21 protein-coding genes and 1 tRNA gene are annotated in these 22,728 nt (G+C 66.5%); 10 read left to right on the forward strand and 12 right to left on the reverse strand.

Annotated elements, in window-relative coordinates:
- Positions 1-34: 34 nt before the first annotated feature.
- Positions 35-610 carry a P-loop nucleotide/nucleoside kinase family protein gene (locus ACMZPQ_RS11365; RefSeq protein WP_312646617.1) on the reverse strand — a complete coding sequence of 192 codons (576 nt, stop codon included), beginning with the start codon at positions 608-610 and terminating at the stop codon, positions 35-37.
- The gene (locus ACMZPQ_RS11370) at positions 601-900 is read right to left on the reverse strand and encodes a hypothetical protein (protein ID WP_197582880.1); all 300 of its coding nucleotides are present in this window, start codon (positions 898-900) and stop codon (positions 601-603) included. Before ACMZPQ_RS11370 ends, ACMZPQ_RS11365 begins: the two co-directional genes overlap by 10 nt.
- A gap of 276 nt (positions 901-1,176) precedes the next feature.
- Here ACMZPQ_RS11370 and ACMZPQ_RS11375 point away from each other — a divergent pair, with 276 nt between their 5' ends.
- Positions 1,177-2,139, forward strand: a complete 963-nt coding sequence (locus tag ACMZPQ_RS11375) for a hypothetical protein (RefSeq protein ID WP_197582861.1) — start codon at positions 1,177-1,179, stop codon at positions 2,137-2,139.
- An 861-nt stretch (positions 2,140-3,000) separates the two neighbouring features.
- Complete coding sequence (locus ACMZPQ_RS11380) at positions 3,001-3,270, forward strand: helix-turn-helix transcriptional regulator (RefSeq protein ID WP_197582860.1); 270 nt, start codon at positions 3,001-3,003, stop codon at positions 3,268-3,270.
- A 50-nt stretch (positions 3,271-3,320) separates the two neighbouring features.
- Here ACMZPQ_RS11380 and ACMZPQ_RS11385 read toward each other — a convergent pair.
- Positions 3,321-3,396, reverse strand: a tRNA-Ile gene (locus ACMZPQ_RS11385).
- 40 nt (positions 3,397-3,436) lie between these two features.
- On the reverse strand, positions 3,437-3,766 hold the full coding sequence (locus tag ACMZPQ_RS11390; RefSeq protein ID WP_312646615.1) for a hypothetical protein: 330 nt from the start codon (positions 3,764-3,766) through the stop codon (positions 3,437-3,439).
- Positions 3,767-4,461: 695 nt separating this feature from the next.
- Here ACMZPQ_RS11390 and ACMZPQ_RS11395 point away from each other — a divergent pair.
- Positions 4,462-5,376: an IS110 family transposase gene (locus tag ACMZPQ_RS11395; protein ID WP_197584472.1), complete on the forward strand. Its 915-nt coding sequence runs from the start codon at positions 4,462-4,464 to the stop codon at positions 5,374-5,376.
- 92 nt (positions 5,377-5,468) lie between these two features.
- On the opposite strand, the gene rpoD is transcribed toward ACMZPQ_RS11395, so the two are convergent.
- A complete protein-coding gene (gene rpoD / locus ACMZPQ_RS11400; RefSeq protein ID WP_197582590.1) occupies positions 5,469-7,322 on the reverse strand; it encodes an RNA polymerase sigma factor RpoD in 1,854 nt (617 codons plus the stop codon).
- Positions 7,323-7,412: 90 nt separating this feature from the next.
- Positions 7,413-7,853 carry a D-aminoacyl-tRNA deacylase gene (gene dtd, locus ACMZPQ_RS11405; protein WP_197582591.1) on the reverse strand — a complete coding sequence of 147 codons (441 nt, stop codon included), beginning with the start codon at positions 7,851-7,853 and terminating at the stop codon, positions 7,413-7,415.
- A 61-nt stretch (positions 7,854-7,914) separates the two neighbouring features.
- Here dtd and ACMZPQ_RS11410 point away from each other — a divergent pair, with 61 nt between their 5' ends.
- The 4 genes from ACMZPQ_RS11410 to ACMZPQ_RS11425 all read left to right on the forward strand — a co-directional run bounded on the left by ACMZPQ_RS11410 (position 7,915) and on the right by ACMZPQ_RS11425 (position 12,145).
- The gene (locus ACMZPQ_RS11410) at positions 7,915-8,835 is read left to right on the forward strand and encodes a lauroyl acyltransferase (RefSeq protein ID WP_197582592.1); all 921 of its coding nucleotides are present in this window, start codon (positions 7,915-7,917) and stop codon (positions 8,833-8,835) included.
- 65 nt (positions 8,836-8,900) lie between these two features.
- Positions 8,901-10,034, forward strand: coding sequence for a GTP cyclohydrolase II RibA (gene ribA, locus ACMZPQ_RS11415; RefSeq protein WP_197582593.1), 1,134 nt, complete (start codon positions 8,901-8,903; stop codon positions 10,032-10,034).
- Positions 10,035-10,109: 75 nt separating this feature from the next.
- On the forward strand, positions 10,110-10,610 hold the full coding sequence (locus ACMZPQ_RS11420) for a PH domain-containing protein (RefSeq protein ID WP_197582594.1): 501 nt from the start codon (positions 10,110-10,112) through the stop codon (positions 10,608-10,610).
- Positions 10,607-12,145 (forward strand): PH domain-containing protein, encoded by a 1,539-nt coding sequence (locus ACMZPQ_RS11425; protein WP_197582595.1) that lies wholly within the window; start codon positions 10,607-10,609, stop codon positions 12,143-12,145. Before ACMZPQ_RS11420 ends, ACMZPQ_RS11425 begins: the two co-directional genes overlap by 4 nt.
- A gap of 185 nt (positions 12,146-12,330) precedes the next feature.
- Here the strand turns inward: ACMZPQ_RS11425 and ACMZPQ_RS11430 are convergent, their stop codons facing one another.
- On the reverse strand, positions 12,331-13,389 hold the full coding sequence (locus ACMZPQ_RS11430) for a CDP-glycerol glycerophosphotransferase family protein (protein ID WP_197582610.1): 1,059 nt from the start codon (positions 13,387-13,389) through the stop codon (positions 12,331-12,333).
- Here ACMZPQ_RS11430 and ACMZPQ_RS11435 point away from each other — a divergent pair.
- Together ACMZPQ_RS11435 and ACMZPQ_RS11440 are read left to right on the forward strand one after the other, a co-directional pair.
- The gene (locus tag ACMZPQ_RS11435) at positions 13,388-14,206 is read left to right on the forward strand and encodes a glycosyltransferase (RefSeq protein WP_197582596.1); all 819 of its coding nucleotides are present in this window, start codon (positions 13,388-13,390) and stop codon (positions 14,204-14,206) included. The two genes, ACMZPQ_RS11430 and ACMZPQ_RS11435, sit on opposite strands and share 2 nt — an antisense overlap.
- 43 nt (positions 14,207-14,249) lie before the next feature.
- On the forward strand, positions 14,250-15,371 hold the full coding sequence (locus ACMZPQ_RS11440; RefSeq protein WP_197582597.1) for a glycosyltransferase family 4 protein: 1,122 nt from the start codon (positions 14,250-14,252) through the stop codon (positions 15,369-15,371).
- Here ACMZPQ_RS11440 and ACMZPQ_RS11445 read toward each other — a convergent pair.
- The 5 genes from ACMZPQ_RS11445 to def form a co-directional block, all read right to left on the reverse strand.
- Entirely contained in the window at positions 15,344-16,603 is a 1,260-nt protein-coding gene (locus ACMZPQ_RS11445) for an O-antigen ligase family protein (protein WP_312647195.1), read from the reverse strand. The two genes, ACMZPQ_RS11440 and ACMZPQ_RS11445, sit on opposite strands and share 28 nt — an antisense overlap.
- Before the next feature lie 146 nt (positions 16,604-16,749).
- Positions 16,750-18,471, reverse strand: a complete 1,722-nt coding sequence (locus ACMZPQ_RS11450) for a glycosyltransferase family 39 protein (RefSeq protein ID WP_197582599.1) — start codon at positions 18,469-18,471, stop codon at positions 16,750-16,752.
- Positions 18,472-18,493: 22 nt separating this feature from the next.
- Complete coding sequence (gene rsmB, locus ACMZPQ_RS11455; RefSeq protein WP_197582600.1) at positions 18,494-19,825, reverse strand: 16S rRNA (cytosine(967)-C(5))-methyltransferase RsmB; 1,332 nt, start codon at positions 19,823-19,825, stop codon at positions 18,494-18,496.
- 3 nt (positions 19,826-19,828) lie between these two features.
- Positions 19,829-20,752 (reverse strand): methionyl-tRNA formyltransferase, encoded by a 924-nt coding sequence (gene fmt / locus ACMZPQ_RS11460; protein ID WP_197582601.1) that lies wholly within the window; start codon positions 20,750-20,752, stop codon positions 19,829-19,831.
- Between the two features lie 120 nt (positions 20,753-20,872).
- The gene (gene def / locus ACMZPQ_RS11465; RefSeq protein ID WP_197582602.1) at positions 20,873-21,385 is read right to left on the reverse strand and encodes a peptide deformylase; all 513 of its coding nucleotides are present in this window, start codon (positions 21,383-21,385) and stop codon (positions 20,873-20,875) included.
- A gap of 126 nt (positions 21,386-21,511) precedes the next feature.
- Here def and ACMZPQ_RS11470 point away from each other — a divergent pair, with 126 nt between their 5' ends.
- The gene (locus tag ACMZPQ_RS11470; protein ID WP_197582603.1) at positions 21,512-22,645 is read left to right on the forward strand and encodes a LysM peptidoglycan-binding domain-containing protein; all 1,134 of its coding nucleotides are present in this window, start codon (positions 21,512-21,514) and stop codon (positions 22,643-22,645) included.
- Positions 22,646-22,728: the final 83 nt, after the last annotated feature.

Here is a 22,728-nt window from a genome sequence, read left to right on the forward strand (position 1 = left end):
ATCTGCATTGCCGATGTCGGCCAGCGCAATGGCGTCAGTCAGAAGCAGAGCCTGGATTCCAGGTGATGACCTGAACGTCGTAGATCTCGCATTCGGTTTCGTCCATGGGTTCCCAGTGGTCGCTCGCCAGCTCAAAGAAGGCATCGGGTACCTCCATGGAGAACGTTGCGCCTTTCTCCCGATTGCGCTGGCGGACGCGATCCCGACGAATGTCACGCGGCGCATCCAGGAGATACACGACCAGATCGCAACCCGCCTCCCTGGCCTGCGCGTAGAAATTCTCGCGGCTGGCCTTCTCCACCAGACCCAGCTCAAGCACAACGTCGCGCCCCGTATCGAGTACTTCGCGGGCCGTGACCCATATCTGATCCAGGCAGCGCGCCTTCCTTGCCGCATACCACTCCATCAGGTTGGCGGCGGGACGGTCCGGGCTGTACAGCCGTACGAACCACGCATCCAGAATGAATCCTGCGGCGTTATGACGATTCCGCAGCTCGGCAACAAACGTGGATTTGCCCGCACCAACGGGTCCTTCGACAAGGTGAATCGTTGCCATCGTGGTTGAGCCATCCTTCATGGCGTTCAGGGCCAGAACGGCCGTCAGAAACAAATGCCTGCTTCTGGGTCGATAGCAGAACTGCCCAGAATATAGCCATAAGCATCGCTGGCACCAACGGCCATACCCGGCCTACGTGTCCGTGAAAACGGGGGAGAACCCGGGCTCCCGCCTGCACGGAAGGCATCGTCCAAGGCCTTCGGGATCTTGGGGCATTTCTTCCCCGCATCATGGGTGTAGAGCGCGGCGAACTCCTGCAGCGACGGGGTGGCGCCGATCATCCTGACCAGCTTCTGGTAGGCGGCAGTGATCTGGGCGGAGTAGCACAGGTCGAGATCTGACACCAACCATCATCGCAGTGACGTGAACCACTCGACTGGGGAACGATTCGTCCACGATCAGGCAACACTGGTGATCATTGCCCCCACGGAGGAGCCCTAGAGTCAGCAACGATGGGGAATGCTCTCCTTGCCTAAGAAGTATGCAGTTTGATCGAAGCATTGCTCCCGCCAGAATCAGCAAACCGCCACGCCAAGCTAGCGGATATAAGTTGGAACGCCGGAGAGTTCACGTCGCGTTTATCTTCACGGCCGATCTTATGACTCCAGGAAGGAACTCAGATGCGTTTCAAAATCACACAGGCAATCCTCGGGATCTCACTTCTCACAAGCGCGCTGTCTGCACACGCAGTCCAGGCGATCACTTGCAATGACTGCACGCTGACAAAGCGGCAAACGCAATCACAAGAGCGCGGCAACGGCGACTACTATTTCTGGGATTTCAAGAACCGACGCATGTACCACATGAAGGTCTCGGGCGGCGGCCCCCCTCTTCGCGCAGTGGCTGCTGCAGCTGGCGCGAAAGTCGGAGAGATCATGCTGACCGCAGACGAACAGGCTATGTTCAATGCCGGCATGCAGCTCTATGACACGAATGGCGGGTCGCCGACTGTGCAAGTTCGGACGCCCGTGTACGACAGCCGCGTCGCGCCCACCTCTTTCAGTGCAATGATCTCGGCAGCGTCCATCCAGGCGGCTCCACTCGCAGATCCACCAGCGACTTATCCGATGAATGCCATGGATGCTGTGACAACACCAGCCTGGCGTGAGGCGGCTATTACGAAAACCCTGTCTTACGACAATCTCGGGCCTATCCGATTCGTAGGAGAGACCCTTCGCGTTCTAGTTACCGGCTTTTCCCAAGCCGTAAACATCGCGAAGCTTCCGAGTCCCTTCAGCATCGTAAGCACAATTCCCTTCCCCGATGGTTCGTATATTCTCGTCAAATATACCTACCAAGACCACGGCTACACGTACATCCCTGGATCTGGGCGAGACGCTGCAGGAAACGTTATCCCCGACGCGCAGAAGGATATCGTGAGCCCCGATCAAGGTTACCAAGCCTACATCTATCCGACTGGCGCACTTGCGTCTGGTCCGGGTGGTGAAATGCTCGGACACCTCAACAACTTGGGCGTACGCTGGATCGGCTCCAACTCTCCGCCGGTGTATGTCGGCTTCCGAATCGGCTGTTCCTACACTCCTACAGGTGCACAATGCCAAGTGAACTCCCTCGCCCCGTAGAGCGAGAATCTGAGCGTCCGATCCACGGAAACGCCATTCTCTTCCGGGCATTCTTGATCCTTACGATGAGCTCTGCCATTTGGATGCTGGCCGGACTTTCGATTGGAAGGGGCGCCAAGGGCGCTCTTGTCTGGCCGTACATCATTCCATCCCTGGTCTTCATCGCGCTCATCGTTGCCTATAGAGCGAGAGTGCGGAATGCGGGATGGTTCACCAATAAGCCACGAACGCTGTCCCTGCTTACTCTGTCTTGGATCGCCTGCGCAGTGGGGCTCATTCTTTCGGTCGCACCCTTCTGAGCACTGAGCCCTTCCGTCGTTATGGCGGCGGGGCTCACATCTTTTGGTGGGCCGAGCCCTAACCCACAATTGCCTTCTCGCCTGAATCAAGTGGCAGCTCGGCCTTTTCGGGCCAGGCGGAGGCCCCCGGCTGGGGCAGCAGCGCTCGCACTTGGCCCCAGGTCTCCAATGCCCGCCGGCGGAGCCAGCACCAGCTGCTCCAGCTGCTGGTTCACGGCATGGCGCCAGGCCACGATCGCGCGTGCCTCCAGCCGATACAAGCTGACGCTGCTGTTGTAGTAGCTGGCGCACGATTCGATGCTGTCATAACCGCGGGCGACGGCCTCGCCTCGCCTCGCCTCGCCTCGCCTCGCATCCATGAGAACGCCTGGTCGCGGATGGCGCGGAAGTGCTCCGGCGCGTGGCGCGCATAGCTCGGCCCGATTGGCATGGGCGTGTTGCGCTCTTTCAGCCAGACCTGGTACTCGCCCCACAACCAGGTGCCCTCGGAGATCCATGACTGGCGCTCTCCAACGCCATGCGTGCGATCAGCTCCAGCGGATCCCGCCCTCCGCCCTTAACCATGAAGATCAGCACCAACAACGACAGCGCCACGCAATCTGACGACGTCCTGATTCCGCTTGCCAAGGTCGAGAAGAAGTGCGGCTTCTCCAAGACGAGCATCTGCCGGATGATGAATCGAAGAACTTTTCCCAAGCCGGCCAAGCGCGCAGGCCGCAGCGTGCGCTGGCGGAACTCGGAAGTGCAGCAGTGGGTGCGCAACGAATGGCCTGCTCAGGCACGGGCGCAGGTACCTAGTGAAATGTATGCACCAAGTAGGCACCAAATGTGAAAGGCACAGGATGCCGTTGCCTTTGAAATGGCGTAAGTCATTAAGTGCAATGGTGGGCCCACCAGGATTCGAACCTGGAACCAAGGGATTATGAGTCCCCTGCTCTAACCGTTGAGCTATAGGCCCGGCGCAGCGCCACAGTGTAGTGGACGCCGCGCTTAATCGGCTACCCGGCAGCAGCAAGAGCCTCAGCAACACGCCCCAACCGCTTCTCCGCCGCTTCCGCGAGCCACGCCTGTCGCCGCAGGTGGGCGTGAAACAACCCCACCGTCCTCCTGGCCTCTTCCAGCGCCTTCTGGTTGCCGCCACTCAAGCCGGCAAGCAATCCAGCCCCCGACTGCGTCAGCAACGCCAGTGTTGCTCGCCGGGCGAATCCCAGCGGGTCATCGCGCTCATCGCGCATCACGTCGTCCCAGTCCAACAACGGCGGGAAGTTGCAGTCCTGCGCATCCGATCCACCCCTGCCGCACGCATCGACAACCATCTTCAGTTCCATGCTCACTCTCCTACGATTTGTCGAACCTGTTGCGCCTCCTGTTGAGAGAGGCGACCGGGTGCTTCAACACGGTCGTAGGGCCGCCCGCAGCTTTTCCCCTTGCGGGGTCTTGTATGGCTGCGCGCCACCCGGCCAGAAACCCTTGGGCTCACCGGGATGGCGAGTGATGCGGTTTGACCTTGGATTGCCTGCTGTTGCGGCAGACAGTCCGCCTACGAAGGTGTGTTGAGCACCTGAGGGGGACTGTGTGGAAGCGAAGGTAGTGGTTTCAATTGGCGAATGCGACATGGCCATGCCAGTCACACACAGCAGGAAGCACACAGCATTGAGCCACCTGGATTTCCGCTGGATGGTCTCCTGCTTCGCAGCGCAGTCCTCAACAATCCTCAGGCCAGTTGCGTCACAAGGTGCAGCAAGCAACCGACACTCATTGAGAAGATCTTCCGGATACGTCATCGCGAACAGCAGCCGAGCATGGCTCGGCTCTTATCTCTTCCGACTCTGGCACCTTAGGTGCCGAGAGCCCGGCGCGGACGACCGTTCGGCTCTAGGTCTTTTCGATCGCTCTGTAGCAAGGATCTCCGCGCCGGTTTCTCCCTGATCCGCCCGAACAGTTGATCGAGCTGGCACTCGTACTGATAAGACTGGGCAAGCGGGGGGAGCTCTCGACCCTGTCAGCCTAGCGGAGTTGCCTCATGTTTGGGATCGGGATCGATGTCAGCGGCGAGAATCTGGATGTGGCCGTCCATGAACAGGCCTTCCGTCAGTTCAAGAACAACAAGCGGGGCTGGGCCAGTCTGATCAGGTGGCTGCAGCAGTGGCCAGCCAAGCAGGTCGTGCTGGAGGCCAGCGGCGGCTATGAACAGAAGGCGCTGGACGCCTTGCACGGAGCTGGATTGCCGATGGTGCGGATCAACCCGGGCCGTGGCCGCAGCTTCGCCTCAGCCACCGGGAAGCAGGCCAAGACCGATCGCATGGACGCCATGGTTCTGGCTCACATGGCCGACGCTCTCAAACTGACCCGTTACGTCCCGCCAGCGGCCTGGCAGCGCCGTCTGGGTGAGCTCTGCCAGCGTCGGCGACATCTGGTGCAGATGCGCGTGAGCGAGCATCAGCGCATGCGCGCGTTCAGCGAACCCAGCCTGATTTCCATGCTGAATCAGCATCTGCGCGAAATCCAGAGGAACATCAAGCAGCTCGATTCCATCATCGCAGCGCTCCTTGCCGAGCAGGATGGATGGCGTGACTTTGCCAAGCTCAAAGGCGCTGGCCCGGTGCTGTTGGCAACCCTGGCCTGCGAGCTACCGGAGCTGGGAAAGCTCAGTGGGAAAGCAATCTCGGCCTTGGTGGGGGTTGCCCCCATGAGCCGCGAAAGCGGCACTTGGAAAGGACGACGGAGCATCACCGGTGGCCGCGCCGTTGTACGCGAAGCGCTCTACATGGCGGCGCTGACCGCCAAACGCTATGAGCCCCGGCTCAAGGAATTCTTTGAATCCCTCGTCAACCAAGGCAAGCCGGGCAAGGTCGCTTTGGTCGCGGTAATGCGCAAGATGCTGGTGATCCTCAACGCCCGCAAACGGGAAGCGGAGGCCCAGATGGCCTCCGCCTGACAAGACAGTTGCTACAGAACGCACAGGCGCCCACCAAAGAAAAACCCCGCACCAGGCGGGGTTTCTCTCAACGCTTCAACAGCCGCTGGAAATCAATCGATATCCAGGAAGCTGCGCAGCTGCTCCGAGCGGCTCGGGTGACGCAGCTTGCGCAGGGCCTTCGCTTCGATCTGGCGGATGCGCTCGCGGGTCACGTCGAACTGCTTGCCGACCTCTTCCAGCGTGTGGTCGGTGTTCATGTCGATGCCGAAGCGCATGCGCAGCACCTTGGCTTCCCTCGGGGTGAGGCCGGCCAGCACGTCACGCACGGTTTCAGACAGGTTGATGTTGGTGGTGTTCTCGATCGGGGACTCCACGTTGGTGTCCTCGATGAAGTCGCCCAGATGGGAATCCTCGTCGTCGCCGATCGGGGTTTCCATCGAGATCGGCTCCTTGGCGATCTTCATCACCTTGCGGATCTTGTCTTCCGGCATGTCCATTTCCTTGGCCAGCTCCTCCGGCGTGGCCTCGCGGCCGTACTGCTGGAGCATCTGGCGGGAAATGCGGTTCAACTTGTTGATCGTCTCGATCATGTGCACCGGAATACGGATGGTGCGCGCCTGGTCGGCAATCGAGCGGGTGATCGCCTGGCGGATCCACCAGGTGGCATAGGTCGAGAACTTGTAACCGCGGCGGTACTCGAACTTGTCCACGGCCTTCATCAGGCCGATGTTGCCTTCCTGGATCAGGTCGAGGAACTGCAGGCCGCGGTTGGTGTACTTCTTGGCGATCGAGATCACCAGGCGCAGGTTGGCCTCGACCATTTCCTTCTTGGCCTTGCGCGCCTTGGCTTCACCGTAGGCCATGGCACGGCTGATTTCCTTCAGCTCTTCCAGGTCCAGCTGGGTCAGCTTCTCGATGTCGATCGTCGCCTGCTGTTCGGCGATGATCTGGTCCTTCACTTCGCGCAGCGCCGAAGACCACTTCTGCTTGCGCTTCAGTGCGTCTTCCACCCATTCCAGGTTGGTCTGGTTGCCTTCCCAGGAACGGATGAAGTCCTTGCGCGGCATGCGGGCGGTAACGGTGGCCAGGTTCAGCACGCGGCGCTCATGCGACTTGATGTCGGCCATGGTGTCGCGCAGCTGCTTGGTCAGCACGTCGGTCAGCGGCAGCGGCAGCTTCAGGGTGACGAACACCGCCGACATCTCTTCGCGCAGGCGCGGCAGGTTCTTCTTGTCGCCCTTGGTCGCCGCCTTCTTGAAGGCGTTGAAGGCATCGCTCAGCGCCTGCATGCGCGCGGCGACTTCCTCCGGGTCCGGACCGGTCGGTGCGGCTTCTTCATCGCCACCCTCGACATCATCGTCCTCGTCCTCGTCGCCATCGGCGTCGGCATCGTCGCTGTCATCAGTGGCAGCCGCGGCCGGCGCCGGGGCTTCGTCCGTCAGGTCATTGAAGCCGACGATCACTTCGGCCAGGCGCTTCTTGCCTTCCTTGTGGGCTTCGTAATCGGTCAGCAGCGATTCGACCGAGACCGGGAACTGGCCCAGCGCGGCCTGGACCTGCGAAAGGCCTTCCTCGATGCGCTTGGCGATGGCGATTTCGCCTTCGCGGGTCAGCAGCTCGACGGTACCCATTTCGCGCATGTACATGCGCACCGGGTCGGTGGTACGGCCACCTTCGGTGTCGAGCGCGCTCAGCGCGGCGGCGGCTTCTTCGGCCGCGGTGTCGTCGACCTCACGGTTGCCCGTGTTGCCGTCGTTGAGAAGCAGGGTTTCCACATCCGGCGCAACTTCATGGACATCAATGCCCATGCCGTTGATCATGCCGATGATGTCTTCGATCTGTTCCGGGTCGACCATGTCGTCCGGCAGATGGTCATTGACTTCGGCGTAGGTCAGGTAGCCCTGTTCCAGGCCCTTGCTGATCAGTTGCTTGATTTCGGATTGGGCAGGACGTTCGTTGGCCATGTAGTGCTCGCGCCACCGGCTAGGGAGAAATAGGGAACGTAGCATTATACCAGCCCGGGGCCCCGCCTGCCGGGCGGTGGTCCCGCAGGCTCAGGGCCTGAGAAGGAAGGTCACGGGACCGTCATTGACCAGGCTGACGACCATATGGGCACCAAATCGGCCCGTTTCCACCCCCGGGGCGTGATTTTCACGGCAGATCTCGACAAATCGATTGAACCCGCGTTCAGCCTCGTCCGGCGGCGCCGCCGTGGTGAAACTCGGCCGCATGCCCGAACGGGTGTCGGCAGCCAGGGTGAACTGGCTGACCAGCAGCAGGCCACCACCGGTGTCGCGCAGCGAGCGGTTCATTTTCCCGGCCTCGTCGGCGAACACCCGGTAGCCCAGCAGGCGCTCGGCCATCCGCCGCAGCTGGGCCTCGGTGTCGCCCGGCTCCATGCCGACCAGGGCCAGCAGGCCGGGGCCGATCTGCCCCACTGCCACGGCATCGACGTGGACGGCGGCCTGGCTGACACGCTGGATCAGGACGAGCATCGCGGGCTTCCAATGAACAGGGGCAGCCACGATAGCAGCGCCCTTGGCTAAACTGGCGGCGATGAATCCGCACCGCAAAGCCCGGCTGGTCTACCGCGCCACCACCCTCTTCGCCCGCCTGCCCTGGCCGCTGCTGCGGGGGTTCGCGCGCGCCTTGGCGTGGGCCTGGATCGCCCTCGATGCCCGCGAAAGCCGTGTTACCCGGCGCAATCTGGAGCTGGCCTACCCCGAGCTGGACGGCCCTGCACGCGACCGCCTGCACCGCGACCTGCTGCGCTCCACCGCGCTGCAGGCCATCGAGACCCTGCGGCTGTGGAGCCAGACCCCGGCCGACAACCTGCGCCTGCACCTGAAGCAGCGCCACGGTGAAGCCCTGTACGACGCGGCGCTGGCCAGCGGCAAGGGCGTGATCGTGGCCGCCCCGCACTTCGGCAACTGGGAGCTGCTGAACCAGTGGCTGGCCTCGCGCGGGCAGATCGCCATCGTCTACAAGCCGCCGGAGGACGAGGCCAGCGACGCCTTCCTGCAGCTGGTGCGGGGCGGCCAGAACGTGCAGCAGGTGCGCGCCGAAGGCCCGGCCGTGCGCCAGCTGTTCAAGGTGCTCAAGGACGGCGGTGCCACCGGCATCCTGCCCGACCAGCAGCCCAAGGCCGGCGACGGCGTGTTCGTGCCGTTCTTCGGCGTGCAGGCGCTGACCATGACCCTGGTCAACCGCCTGGCCGAGCGCACCGGCGCGACCGTGCTGTATGGCTGGTGCGAGCGCATCGGGCCAGACATGGCGTTCGCCCTGCACATCGAGCCGACCGACCCGGCCGTGGCCGATCCAGACCCGCAGGTAGCGGCCACCGCGCTCAATGCCGGCATCGAGCGCATCGCCCGCCGCGATCCGGCGCAGTACCAGTGGACCTACAAGCGCTATACGCTGCGGCCACCGGGCAGCGGCGAGGAAGACCCGTACGCCACCGAGGAACATCCGCACTGACGGCCGCCTGCGACCGCTGGCCGCAGCACGTTGAATACGACGCTGGCGCCCCCATAGAGACTGCGATGTCCGCCTCCCCCGGTCCTGCCATGCCTGCTTCCTCCCTGTTCGGCGATCCCGCCGCGATCCGCTGCGAACGCGCGGTGGCCGAACTGCGTGCCGGTCGCCCGGTGCTGCTCCACGATGGCCAGGGCCAGCGCCTGGCGGTGATCGCACTGGACAGTGCCACGGCCAGCAGCTTTGCCGCCTTTGCCGCTGCCGCACGCGAACGCCATTACCTGTTCCTGACCGCCACCCGGGCCCGCGTGCTTGGCGTGGAGGCCGCCGAGGGTGCGCGCCTGCCGCTGGCCGGCGTGGCCTTCGATGCCCTGCCCTCGCTGGGCTACCTGCGCGAACCGGGCCCGATGCCGGAAGGCTGGAGCGCGGGCGACGACTTCGATGCCGGCGCAGTGGAACTGGCCCGCCTCGGCCTGCTGCTGCCAGCGATGGTGGCGGTGCGCCTGGACGCTGGCGACGCCACCTTCGACGGTGCCGCCGAGGTGGCGCTGTGCGATCTGGCCGAGGGTGCGGCGCACGCCGCCCACGACTACGAACTGGTCGCACGTTCGCCCGTGCCGCTGCGCGATGTCGGCATGACCACCTTTGCGGTATTCCGCGGCGGCGTGGCCCAGCGTGACCAGGTCGCGATCATCGTCGGCGAGCCGGACCTGTCGGCGGTGGTGCCGGTGCGCGTGCACTCTTCATGCCTGACCGGCGACCTGTTCGGTTCCCTCAAGTGCGACTGCGGCGACCAGCTGCGGCGCGGCCTGCGCAAGCTGAAGGAACTGGGCGGCGGCGTGCTGCTGTACCTGGACCAGGAAGGCCGCGGCACCGGCATCGCGGCCAAGATGCGCGCCTACGGTTACCAGCACGACGGCCTGGACACCATCGACGCCGATGCGCAGCTGGGCTTCGGCGCCGACGAGCGCCGTTATGGCAGCGCGGTGGCGATGCTGCGCGGCCTGGGCATCACCCGCGTGGCCCTGCTCAGCAACAACCCGACCAAGGCGCAGCGCCTGCGCAATGCCGGCATCGAAGTGCTGGACTGCATTCCGGTCACCGGCGAGATCACCGCCGAGAACGAGCACTACCTGCGCACCAAGGCCGACCGTGCCGGCCACATGCTGGATGTGGACGCGCTGATCCAGGCTGCCCAGTAACGCGGTCGACCTGCTACCGTCTGCGCGGTGCGGCGCCCGCCGCCACCGCCCGCCCTGCTGCCTGACGGAGCCCGCGTGACCGACGCCTCGATTCCTGCACCGCCTGCCACCGAGTGGCAGGCACTGCCGCAACGCGCCGCGCGCCTGGCCGCGCTGGAAGGCGCCTTTGGCGGCCTGTTCGTACCGGGCCTGCCGCTGGCCGCGGCCGCATGGTTCTTCGAGCTGCCCGGTGGCCTGTGGATCGCTGCGGCCGGGCTGCTGCTGGGTATCACCTTCGGTGCATGGCTCGGCCATCGGCGCTTGACCCGCACCCGCTGGCGGCTGGACGCGCAGGGCCTGGGCCTGCGCCGTGACCTGATGTGGCAGCTGGAAACGCGCATCCCGATCTCGCGCGTGCAGCACCTGGACCTGCGTCGCGGGCCGCTGGAACGCCGCGCCGGCCTGGCCACACTGATCGTGCACACCGCCGGCACGCGCATGAGCGCAGTCACCGTCAGCGGCCTGGACCAGGCCGACGCCGAACGCCTGCGCGATACGCTCGCGCACCAGTTGGACCAGGACGCCGACGCCCTGTGAGCCAGCCGCCGCCCCTGCCCGCACCGGCGCCCGCCGATGGCGAGGACCATCGCCTGCACCCGTGGTCGTGGCTGTTCGTGCTGCTGATGCAGCTGCGCCACTACCTGCTGCCGCTGGTCGCACTGCTGGTGTTCGGCCAGCGCGGCGATCGCGATCCGCTGTGGGCGCAGCTCATTCCATTGTCCGCGATCGTCGTGCTGGTCGTGGTCTCGGTGCTGCAGTACCTGAGCTACCGCTACCGCATCGGCAGCGATGCGATCACGGTGCGAAGCGGCCTGCTGGCACGCAACCGCCGCGAGATTCCATTCGCGCGCATCCACAACGTGGAAGTGCGGCAGAACCCGTTGCACCGCCTGTTCGGCGTGGCCGAACTGCGCCTGGAATCGGCCGGCGGTGCGCGCCCGGAAGCCGAGATGCGGGTGCTGAAACTGGATCAGGCACTGGCCCTTGAACGGCTGGTGCGACAGCGCGGTCAGGCACCGCAGGCCGCCGATACGATCGCTGCGGCCGACCTCGCCGACCCGGGCGGCGAACAGGTACTGCTGCGCCTGTCGAGCTGGGACGTGGTGCGCATGGGCCTGCTGTCCAACCGTGGCTGGGCGCTGGCGATCGCCGCGTTCGGTGTGTTGTTCCAGACCGTGCCGCGGCCGGTGATGGACGATGCCATCCAGCGCGGCGGCCGCGAAGCCTTCGGCTATGCCAGCGACCTGCACCCGGGCGTGGCCGGCGGCGCCCTGCTGCTGGCCGCGGCCCTGTTGCTGGGCTGGATGCTGCTGCGCATGCTGTCGGTGGTGTTGACCCTGCTGCGCTACCACGGCTTCACCCTGAGCGAGCAGGAACGACGCCTGACGGTCTCGGCCGGCCTGCTCAGCCGCACCCGCAGCAGCGTGGCGCGCCGCCGCATCCAGGCTTGGACATTACGCGAAGGCACCCTGCAGCGCTGGTTCGGCCTGCGCCAGCTGCGCATCGACAGCGCTGCCGGCGGCCCCTCGCGCGATGAGGACCGCGCCCTGCGCGAACTGGCGCCGCTGGCAACCGGCGAGCGCTGCACGCAGCTGGTGCAGCACCTGCTGCCGCAGCTGCACTGGCCGCCGGCGCAGTGGCAGGCCGTTCCGCGGCGCGGGTGGTGGCGGTTGTGCCTGGGTGCACTGCTGCTGGCGCCACTGCTGGCCGCTGCAGCCTACTGGCGCTGGGGACCGTGGGGCCTTGTGGTGCTGGCCTGGTTGCCGATGGCGCTGTGGGTCGCGCACCAGCAGATGGCGCGCATGGGCTGGTATCTGGACGCGCACTATGTGGCGGTACGCGGCGGCTGGTGGAAGCGCTGGTGGCGCTGGGCCGAGCTGGACAAGGTGCAGGGCCTGCGCCTGCACCGTTCGCCGCTGGACAAGCTGCTGGGCACCAGCAGCCTGCAGTTGGATACCGCTGGCGCACATGGCGATGTGGCGCTGACCCTGCATTACCTGCCACAGGCCCAGGCGCAGCAGGTGATGGAGCAGCTGGCGGCCGCGCTGGCAAGGCGCAAGCTGCGCTGGTGAGGCGGTCATGTCACGCGCATCCACGCATGGCGTGGATCTACCGGACATCACTGTGTGCGTGGACGCCCGACGGTAGAGTCGACTGACAGTCGACTATCGCGCGCAGCGCGGGATTTTCGCGACCCGAGAGAAGAGCAGTCGACTGACAGTCGACTCTACCCGGGCGACGCCGTCGCCCCCCCCCGTCACCGTTGCGACGGCCCCCAGTACCCCAGGTCCTTGCGGATCTGCAGATCACGTACCCAGCTGCCGAACGGTTTGCGCCGCAGCGCGCCCATTTCACCGGACAGGAAATCCTCGGTGGCGGTGATCACCCGCTCGCTGGACAGGCCATCACGGTAGGGGTGGATGGCATCGGCGTAGCGCACGATCTCCACCCGCAGCGCGGCATCCGGGTGCAGCGCGCGTTGCAGCATCGCCGGCAGCTGCGCCGGGTCGTCGAAATCGATCATGTGCGGCTTCGGCACGCGGTTGCGGAAGGTCACCACCGGCTTGTGCTGGACAATGAACTCCGAAACGATCGACGAGGTGTCCGACACCAGCACGTCGGCGGCACGCTGCGCGGCCATCACCTGTTCCGGCTCGATGAAGCGCGCATTGGCACCGGCCAGCGCGCGGTAACGCTCGAACAGTTCCGGTGCGCACTTCGGGTGCAGGGTGAGCAGCCAGTAGCGTTCACCCGCGGCGATGTCGGCGGCGATCTGCGCGTGCAGGTGCGGGGCCGCGCTGAGCCGCTCGGTGAAGGTTGAACCGAACAGGACTACCGGGCGATCCCCTGCGGGCGCGCGCAGCGCGGCACTCTCACCGCCGTCATCGCGGAACAGCGGGTCCAGCTTCGGCCAACCGGTCTCGGCCACCGCGAAATGGCCCTGCAACCTGGCGATCTCGCGGAAAGGCGCAGTGGTGGCCGGTCCCTGCGTGCAGTACAGGTCGAACATGCCGCGCACCCGGAAGTGGCCGCGTGCGCTGTCCCGCTTCTCCACGTTGAAGCCGTGGAACAGCTGCACCTTGGCCCCGGACAGGAAGGTCGGCACCCAGTTGGCGGCGCTGAACACCGCCCGCGGGCGCATCGCCAGGGCCTGTTTCAGGCCCACCGTGGGCACCCCCGGCAGGCTGCCGCCGACGGCACCGCCTTCGAACCAGGCGGCCACCTCCTGCCCTGAGGCGTGCAAGGCCTGCGCCAACGGGGCGAGAATAGGCAGCGCATAACGCTCCGTCGCAAACAACAGGTAACCGGCCATCATGTCCTCCACGACCGCTCCCATCGAACGGCCTCGCATCTCGGCGTGCATTATCGCGTTCAACGAGGCCGGGCGCATCGGCGACTGCCTGGCCTCGCTGGCCTTCTGCGATGAGATCGTGGTGGTGGATTCGCAGTCCACCGATGCCACGGTGGCCATCGCCGAGGCCGCCGGCGCGCGCGTGCTGCAGCGCCCGTTCGATGGCTTCCGCAGCCAGAAGGCGTTCTGCGTCGAGCAGGCCCGCCACGACTGGGTGCTGTGCCTGGATGCCGACGAGCGCGTCAGCCCGGAGCTGCGCACCGCCATCGAGCAGGCCCGCGACGGTGGCTTCAGAGGCCATGCCGGCTACCGTTTTGCGCGCCTGTCGGAGTATTTCGGCAGGTTCCTGCGCCACGGCAACGCCTACCCGGACCGGGTGATGCGGCTGTTCGACCGCCGCCAGGGTGGCTGGCGCGGCAAGCGCGAGATCCACGAGGCGGCCAGCGTCGATGGCAGCGTCGGCACCCTGCGTGGTGATCTCATCCACTACCCCTACCGCTCACTGCAGCAGCAACTGGCCAAGACCGAGAAGTACGCGCGGATGATGGCCGAGCACGAGTTTGCGCGTGGCAAGCGGGCCACGCTGGGCAAGCTGGTGCTGGCGCCCGCCTGGCGGTTCTGGCGCGGCTTCGTGTTCCGCGGTGGCTTCCGCGATGGTTGGCACGGCCTGGTCTACGCCTACGTGCGCGCCAACTACGTGCGGCAAAAGACCATCATGCTGTGGATGCTGGGCAACGGCCAGGCGGTCGCCGACCCGGCGCCACCGGCGGAACGGTCCTGAGCCTGCTGTGTCACACTGGCCGCGCGTTGCCTGAAGATCCCCCATGAAAATCCTGTACACCAACTTCCACTACGGCGACGGTGGCGGCCACACCACGTACATCGTTTCGCTGGCACGTGCGCTGCATGGCCGGCACAGCCTGCATGTTGCCGCCCCCGCCGACAGCCGCCTGCTGCGCACCGTTGCCGCGGAGGGGATCGCCACCGCGCTGCCAATGGCCTTTGGCAGCGGCCTGCCGACCCTGCCACAACAACTGGCCGAACAGCGCGCGTTGCGCCGGCTGGTGCGCGATGAAGGCATCGATCTGGTCCACGTCAACGGTGCCCGCGACCACCGCTTCGTGATGCAGGGCCTGTTCGGCATGCGTCGCCCCCCGATCGTGCTCACCAAGCACAACAGCAAGCCCACCAACACGCTGGGCAACGCCTTCCGCGCGCGCTGGGCCACCGACCGCGTGATCGCGGTCTCGGCGCACACCGGGCGCCTGCTGGAACAGGGCCCGTACCGGCGCTGCCCGATCGATGTGGTCCGCAACGGCGTCGACCTGGCCCACTACGCACCGATGCCGGCCGAGGCCGGGCAGGCGATGCGCCGGCAATGGACGCAGGACCCACACGCGCTGGTGCTGGTCAGCAATGCCGGTACCGACGACTACAAGGGCTGGATCGACCTGGCCCAGGCCATCGCCCTGCTGCCGGATGCGGTGCGTCCACATGTGCACATGGCCGTGGCCGGCCACCTGCCCAGCGCGCAGCAGCGCGAGCAGGTGCAGGCACTCGGCGAGACCGCCGCGCAGGTGCACTTCACCGGCCTGCTGACCGATACGCGGCCGCTGATCGCCGCCGGTGACGTTGGTTTCGTGCTGTCCAATGACGTCGAGACGATTTCCTTCGCCTGCCGCGAAATGATGGCCAGCGGCAAACCGATGCTGGTCAGTGATTTCGCCGGCCTGCCGGAAAACATCGAGCAGGGCGTCGACGGTTGGGTGGTGCCCACCCGGGATGTGCCTGCCATCGCGGCACAGGTGCAGGCCCTCTACGCGCAACGCCAGTCGCTGCCGGAACGGGGCGCGGCCGCACGCCGCCATGCACTGGCCGAGTTCGGCCTGCAGACCTTTGCCGATGCGACCCTGGCCAGCTACGAGGCGGCGCTGGCGGCGTCCTGATCCGTGCTGCGCGGCTCGGACAGGGCCAGCAGCAGGGCGACCCAGGCGGCGTAGAACGCGGCGGTACGCATGTCACGCAGCATCATTTCGGTGAAGCCGAACACCGCAAACGCCACACAGATGCTCAGCCCCGCCGCCGCATACAGCCGCGATCGCTCATCGCCCTGCCACAGCCGCGGCAGCAACACCAGCGCGGGGGCAAGGTACACCAGCACCAGGCCGAGCCCCCCCAGCACGCCGTAAGTCGCCAGGAAGTACAGCAGGTCGTTGTGGGTCTCGCCGAAATCGCGCGCGACCATCGCCGAGACCTTGCCCTGCTGGGCCAGCCGCTCCAGTTCCAGACGGAACCGATCGCCGCCCCCGACACCGAACAACGGCTGCTCACGGATCATGTAACCGGCTGCCGTCCACAACTGCAGGCGGATGCAGACCGACGTGTCGGCCAGATGGTCGGCACTGCAGTCGCCGTACTCGCTCACGCCGGCATCGATGCGATCACGCAGCGCGCCATCGTGCGTGGCGATGATGCCCACGCCGGCCGCCAGCACCAGGCCCAGTACGATCTTCATCCGGCCCAGCCGCCGCCCCATCACCAGCAGGCCGATCAGCAGGAAACAGGGAATCGCCAGCAGGCCACCGCGGGTCTGCGTCCACAGGAAGGCAATCAGGCCCAGGATGCCGGTCAGCAGCTTCAACGTAGCCTCGATCCGGCGGAAACGGGTCACCGGCAGTCCCAGCGACAACAGGCTCAGCGCGCCGAACAGCAGGGTCAGGTCACCATAGGTCACTGCGTTGAACTGCTGGGTGGCGGGCCGCACACCGGTTTCCAGCGTCAGCCAGCCGATGATGACTGCTGCCGCCCACACCGCCGGCAGGGTGCCCAGCAACGCGCGCCCCAGCAGCCTGCGCGGCACCCGCAACGCCGCGAACAGGATCAGCAGCGTCGACAGCAGGCGGGCTGCTTTCTCAACTTCCGATCCCTTCCAGATACCGTGCACTGCCAGGCTGGTCAGCACGCCCACCAGCATCACCGCCATGCCGGCGCCCATCCAGGCATAGCGCCTGGCCGAGCCGGGCAGCAACGGCGGCGTTGCCGACGGCATCAGCAGCAGGATGATCGACAGCAGGATCGCCAGATAGAAGCCCGCACTGCCGCCTTCCATGGTGATCATCAGCAGCGTCGGCAATGCGCCCAGCACCACGACGTAGGCGCCGGCCAGCAGACCCGTCAAGCGGGAGATAGGCGGGGAAAGCGGGATCACGTGGTGCGGTCAGCAGTTCGGTAGTGGAATACCGGCACAGCGCCGGGAGCATTACTCATTCTAGGGCAGACCGGGTCCCGGAGTGGTGCAGGCCGGTGATGTGGTCGCTTGTCCGTTCAGTCCTCTTCGGGAGGGCCCTGCAGGCGGTACTCGCGCTGCAGCTCCGCCAGCGTGGGTACGCAGGTCCCGCTTACCGCCGCAGCGGGGACCAGCCACCAGCGGCGTCGATTGGAGATGCCCGCCATCGCGGCACGCGAACGGTCGATGCAGCCCTGCATGGCATCGTCATTCACCAGCAGCCAGCGCCGTTCGGGGACCAGGCGCTGCCAGCGCACCGCCGCCTGCAGCTGCGCATGCCAACGGTTGTCGAAGCCGAATGTCGCTGCCGGGCGGTCGGCCATCAGCAGGTTCTGCTCCTTCCAGGCCACCAGCCCCAGCTCGGCGTCGGCCCCCAGCCGCGTGCCGACCTCGCGCATCAGGCCGCGCGCGGAGCTTGAATCATTCAGCAGCGGATACCCGACCAGGCCATACAGCACCCACGCCATGGTCAGGGTCGAGACCAGTGCCAGGTGGCCGCGTCGCCAGCCAGCCACGATCAGGCTCACGCCGCCCCAGAGCCCCATCGCCAGGATCGCCCATGCCAGCGCATCGGTGGCACCGGGCAGCAGCCCGCGCCCATGAGTCAGGCGGATCTCGAACCCCGGATCGCCCAGCAGGGCCAGCCCGCCGACCAGCGCCAACCCGGCCGCCAGCACGGCGCTGAGCGCGGCGAGCAGCCCCTGCACATCGCGCCGCTTCAACAGTCCGGGCAGCAGCGGTGCCAGCACCAGGCAGAACATCGGCAACGCTGGCAGGATGTAGACATCGCGCTTGCCCTGCGGAATCGAGAAGAACAGCACGACCAGCAACCACCAGGCCAGCGGCAGCAGATAGCGCGGGTCGCGGCGGCGCAGGCGCCGGCGCCAGGCGGGAATCGCCCATGGCAGCGCCAGCAATGGCGGGATCCACATCGCGGGCATGACCCCGAGGAAATACCACCATGGCTGGTGGTGGTCCCAGGAATGGGTGTAGCGGCGGGCCGTCTGCCGGAACAGGATGTCGTTCATATAGGCGCGGTACTCGTCCGAACCGGTGGCCCAGCCCGCCGTCAGCATCGGCACCAGCCACAGCGATACGGCCAGCAGGAACGCGAGCGGCGCCAGCCAGAAGCGCACGTCCTGTACATTCAGGCGCACCCGCGGCCAATGCAGCGCCGACGCCAGTGCGGCCGGCACGATCATCAGCAGGGCGAGCATGCCTACGCCCTTGGTGATCACCCCGATGCCGGCGAAGAACCAGCCCAGCCACCACCAGCGCCAGCTCGGGCCCAACAACAGGTGGCGCAGCAGGCCATAGTTGGCCAGGGTGATGAACAGCACCAGCAGCGGATCAATCTGCGCCTTCTTCGCCTGGAAGGTGAACTGCAGTGCGAACAGCAGCGCCCATCCGGCGTAGAGCCCGACCCGTCGCGTCCACAGCCGCCGGCCCAGATCGACCACGCACCACAGCGTGCCCAGCGCGGCCAGCAGCGAAGGCAGCAGGAACGCCACGCGCCAGTGGCCGACCACGCCATAAAGCGTGGCCTGCCACCACATCAGCATCGGGGGCTTGTCCGAATACAGCTCGGTGCCGCGATGCGGGAACAACCAGTAACCGCTGTCGACCATCTGCCGGGCCACCAGCGCGAAGCGTGGCTCGTCAGACGGCCACGGATCGCGGAGACCGAGACCGGCCCCCAGCACCAGCAGGGCCATCACCACGAACAACCACGTCTGGCGCGACGCGTTGGTTTTCAGCATGAGGCTCGAAACGGCAGCGGGGTCAGGCTGCTTTTAGCAGACGCGCGTAGAAGAAACCGTCAGCATCGTTGTCACCGGGCAGTCGCTGGCGTGCCACGCCTTCGCAATCCACGCCGAATGCGTCACCCAAGGGCTGGGCCACGGCGTCCGGATGCCACTTCAGGAACGCGCGCACCTGGTCGATGTTCTCGGCGCGCAGGATCGAGCAGGTGGCGTACAACAGCACGCCGCCTGGGCGCAGCATCGACCAGCAGGCTTCCAGCAGGCGCGCCTGCACGCCGACCAGTGCATCGATGTCCTCGGCTCGGCGGTGGAACATGACATCGGGCTGGCGGCGGATCACGCCGGTGGCCGAACACGGCGCATCCAGCAGGATCGCGTCGAACGGCACACCATCCCACCACGCGCCCGGGTCACTGGCATCGGCCACCAGGGTCTGCGCATGTTCACCGACGCCGGTACGGGCATAGGTGTCACGGGCGCGCGCCAGGCGGCGCGCATCGATGTCCAGCGCCAGCAGGCGCAGGCTCGGATCCCGCTCCAGCAGGTGCGCCGACTTGCCTCCGGGCGCCGCACAGGCATCCAGCACGCGCGACCCGGCCGCAGGTGCCAGCGCATCGGCGGCGCACTGCGCCGACAGGTCCTGCACCGACAGCGCGCCCTCGGCAAAACCGGGCAGCTGGTTCACGGCGACAGGGGTGGCCAGACGCAGTGCATCGGCGCTGAGCGTGCTCGCTTCGGCAGCAATGCCGGCCTCGGCCAGCGTCGCCAACGCCTTGTCGCGACCGCCGTGCTGGTGGCTGGCGCGCAGCCACAGCGGTGCCGGCTGCAGGCTGGCCGCGAAGATCGCCTCGGCCTGGGTGGGCCAGTCGCGTTCAATCGCATCAGCCAACCATTCCGGGAATGCATCACGCGCGGGCTGCTCCGGGAAACCTTCGCGCTGCGCGCGGCGCAGGATCGCGTTGACCAGGCCAGCCTGACGCTCGCGGCCCAGTGCGCGGGCAGCATCGACCGTGGCCGAGAGTGCGGCATGCGCCGGCAGCTCCAGCACATCCAGCTGGGCGAAGCCGACCATCAACAGGGTGCGCAGGTCGGCATCACGCGCCGAGAGCGGCTTCTGCATCCAGCCCTGCAATGCCGCGTCATAGGTACTGCGACGACGCAGCACGGCGAAACACAGTGCTTCCAGCAGCGCACGGTCGCGGCTGTCGGCCAGCTTCGGCAGCGCCCAGGCCAGTTCGGCCTTCAGCGAGCGGCCCCGGGTGAATACCTGTGCCAGCACGCGCGCGGCCAGCATGCGCGTGGCCGCACCCGGCGCCGCCTTGGCGATGGAGAAATCGTTCTGCTTCGACACCGCTTATGCCCCCACGCGCAGGTCGCGGCGAGCGTTGAGGTAGTCGGCGGCGGTGATCGCCTTGCCGCCTTCGCGCTGCAGTACGCGCAGGCGCAGCACACCCTGGCCGCAGGCAATGTCGATGCCGTCGCGACCAGCGGCCAGCACCGTGCCCGGCGCCCGGCCGTGGGCCTCATCCAGCGCCACCGCACCATGGATGCGCACGCGCTCGCCGGCCAGCGTCGCCTCGGCGATCGGCCACGGATTGAACGCGCGCACGGTGCGCGCCAGCGCAGCAGCGTCCTGCGCCCAGTCCAGCTTCGCTTCGGCCTTGTCCAGCTTGTGCGCATAGGTCACGCCCTGCTCCGGCTGAGGCCGCGCGATCGGCTTGATGCCGGCGCGCAGCAGGCCCAGGCCATCGGACAGCACCTGCGCGCCCAGTTCGGCCAGCTTGTCGTGCAGCTGGCCGCCGGTATCGGTGGCGGCAATCGGCAATTCCTGGTGCAGCAGCACCGGGCCGGTATCCAGGCCCGCTTCCATCTGCATCAGGCAAACGCCGGTCTTGGCGTCACCGGCCTGGATCGCACGCTGGATCGGCGCGGCACCGCGCCAGCGCGGCAGCAGCGAGGCATGCACGTTCCAGCAACCGTGGGTCGGAATGGCCAGCACCGCCTTGGGCAGGATCAGGCCGTAGGCCACCACCACCATCAGGTCCGGCTGCAGGTCGCGCAGCTGCCGCTGGGCGGCTTCGTCCTTCAGCGACTCCGGCTGGAAGACCGGGATGCCACGGGCCACGGCCTCGAGCTTGACCGGTGAGGGCGCCAGGCCCCGGCCTCGCCCGGCCGGGCGGTCCGGCTGGGTGTAGACCGCCACAACCTCATGGTGGCGCGCGGCCGCGCGCAGCGACGACACCGCGAATTCCGGCGTACCGGCAAAGACAATCCTCATGGCTACCCCACTTGCAGGATGGATTCGTGCAGGAAAAAAAAAGGCGCCGTCGGCCGGCGCCGTGCAGCCCGCGCGCGTCGCGCAGGCACGGGCCACCCGAGGGGTGGCCCGGATGGGCGATCACGCCACGTGCTTGCGCTGCTTGGCCAGCTTCTTGCGCACCATCTCGCGCTTGAGCGGCGACAGATAATCGATGAACAGCTTGCCGTCCAGGTGGTCCATCTCGTGCTGGATGCAGGTCGCCAGCACTTCGCCGGCTTCCAGCTGCTGTTCCTGGCCGTTGCGGTCCAGGTACTTCACGGTGATGGTGTCGGCGCGGGTCACGTCGGCGAAGATGCCCGGCACCGACAGGCAGCCTTCCTGGTACACCCGGCCCCCGTCCTTGGCGACGATTTCCGGGTTGATGAACACATGCGGTTCATTCTTTCCTTCGCTGACGTCGATGACCATGAAGCGCTTGTGCACGTCCACCTGGGTGGCGGCCAGGCCGATGCCCGGGGCGTCGTACATGGTCAGGAACATGTTGTCGATCAGTTCCTGGAAGGCCGGCGTGGTGACTTCGGCGGCTTCGATCAACGCGGCCTTGGTACGCAGGCGCGGATCGGGGAACTCGAGAATGGGGAGGAGGGCCATGGCTGTTTCCGGATAGGGGGCCGGCACGCCGGCATACGTCGCAGATTCTAGCTCCAACGCTTGCCTTGCGCCCCGGTTTCTGGACTATAGTGCGCTGACCTGTTGGGGAATCAGGGCTTCACACCTATGTTGCTTCGTTTTCGTACGGTCGTCGCCGCGGCGATGCTGACCGTGGCTGCCTATGCTACCGCCGTGGAAGTGAATGGCGGGCACCCGGACACCTATGTGGTCCGAAAAGGGGATACGTTGTGGGATATCGCCGCACGTTTCCTGCAGAAGCCGTGGCTGTGGCCGGAGATCTGGCAGGCCAATCCGCAGATCGCCAACCCGCACCTGATCTATCCCGGTGACGTGCTCAGCCTGGCCTATCTGGACCGGGTGACCGTGGCGTCGAAGCCCGGCCCGCGCCAGGATGCCCCGATCGACGCCATTCCGCTGGCCCAGGTCGAGCCGTTCCTGAAGCAGCTGAGCGTGGTCGACAGCGTCCAGCAGCTGCCCCAGGTGGTCGGCCTGGAAGAAGAACGCCTGCGCGCGACCAGTGGCCACGCCGTCTACGTGCGCCTGGCCGAGGCCCAGCTGGGCCAGCGCTGGGCCGTGGTCCGCCCGACCGTGCGCTACGCGCAGCCCAAGCCGACCGAAGACCTGACCGCCAACGGCGAGGTCACCCCGGGCAGCGGCAATCTGTGGCGGGACTACAGCGCCCCCAACGCCCGCCGCGGCGTGCTCGGCTACGAACTGGCCCAGATCGCCACCGGCACCATCACCCGGACCACCAGCGGCAAGGTCCAGGCATCGACCCTGGTGCTGGACAAGAGTGAAGGCGGCCGCGAAGTCCGTGTCGGTGACCGGCTGGTTCCCGTCGAAGCCAGGCCGTACGACCTGCAGTTCGTGCCGCATGTACCGGCGGCCAGCATCGAAGGCGTCGACGTCCGCGTGCTGGCGGTGACCGACATGTTCACCGCAGGCGGCCCGCGCGACGTCATCGCGATTTCGGCCGGACGCGCCCAGGGCGTGGACAACGGCACCGTGTTCTCGCTGTGGCGGCCGGGCCGCCATGTGGCCGACCGGATGAAGTATCCGACCTCGTCGCGCGCCGACGATGCGCTCGCCGGCAGCGTCGGCCGGGTCGTGCTCCCGGACGAGTACGCCGCGCATGCGATGGTGTTCCGCACCTTCGACAACGTCAGCTATGCGCTGGTGATGCAGGGCGTGAAGCCGGTGCGGGTGGGGTACAACGCGCTGCATCCGGATGCGAAATAACGGTTGCCGGGCTACCCCGGCCGCCTCAGGTAGTGCCGGCCGCTGGCCGGCAGACGCCTCCGGCAAATCCTGACACGCACATC

This window comes from Stenotrophomonas maltophilia, assembly GCF_047497515.2.
Lineage (GTDB): Bacteria > Pseudomonadota > Gammaproteobacteria > Xanthomonadales > Xanthomonadaceae > Stenotrophomonas.

Bases quoted from the DNA above. Each gene is read 5' to 3' on its own strand.
- dtd (WP_197582591.1), bottom strand. From the start codon at position 7,853: ATGCTCGTCCTGATCCAGCGTGTCAGCCAGGCCGCCGTCCACGTCGAT.
- ACMZPQ_RS11430 (WP_197582610.1), bottom strand. From the start codon at position 13,389: ATGATGGCCGGTTACCTGTTGTTTGCGACGGAGCGTTATGCGCTGCCT.
- ribA (WP_197582593.1), top strand. From the start codon at position 8,901: ATGTCCGCCTCCCCCGGTCCTGCCATGCCTGCTTCCTCCCTGTTCGGC.
- ACMZPQ_RS11395 (WP_197584472.1), top strand. From the start codon at position 4,462: ATGTTTGGGATCGGGATCGATGTCAGCGGCGAGAATCTGGATGTGGCC.
- ACMZPQ_RS11410 (WP_197582592.1), top strand. From the start codon at position 7,915: ATGAATCCGCACCGCAAAGCCCGGCTGGTCTACCGCGCCACCACCCTC.
- ACMZPQ_RS11450 (WP_197582599.1), bottom strand. From the start codon at position 18,471: ATGCTGAAAACCAACGCGTCGCGCCAGACGTGGTTGTTCGTGGTGATG.
- ACMZPQ_RS11390 (WP_312646615.1), bottom strand. From the start codon at position 3,766: ATGGAACTGAAGATGGTTGTCGATGCGTGCGGCAGGGGTGGATCGGAT.
- ACMZPQ_RS11470 (WP_197582603.1), top strand. From the start codon at position 21,512: ATGTTGCTTCGTTTTCGTACGGTCGTCGCCGCGGCGATGCTGACCGTG.
- ACMZPQ_RS11440 (WP_197582597.1), top strand. From the start codon at position 14,250: ATGAAAATCCTGTACACCAACTTCCACTACGGCGACGGTGGCGGCCAC.
- ACMZPQ_RS11375 (WP_197582861.1), top strand. From the start codon at position 1,177: ATGCGTTTCAAAATCACACAGGCAATCCTCGGGATCTCACTTCTCACA.
- fmt (WP_197582601.1), bottom strand. From the start codon at position 20,752: ATGAGGATTGTCTTTGCCGGTACGCCGGAATTCGCGGTGTCGTCGCTG.
- rpoD (WP_197582590.1), bottom strand. From the start codon at position 7,322: ATGGCCAACGAACGTCCTGCCCAATCCGAAATCAAGCAACTGATCAGC.
- ACMZPQ_RS11380 (WP_197582860.1), top strand. From the start codon at position 3,001: ATGAAGATCAGCACCAACAACGACAGCGCCACGCAATCTGACGACGTC.
- def (WP_197582602.1), bottom strand. From the start codon at position 21,385: ATGGCCCTCCTCCCCATTCTCGAGTTCCCCGATCCGCGCCTGCGTACC.
- ACMZPQ_RS11435 (WP_197582596.1), top strand. From the start codon at position 13,388: ATGTCCTCCACGACCGCTCCCATCGAACGGCCTCGCATCTCGGCGTGC.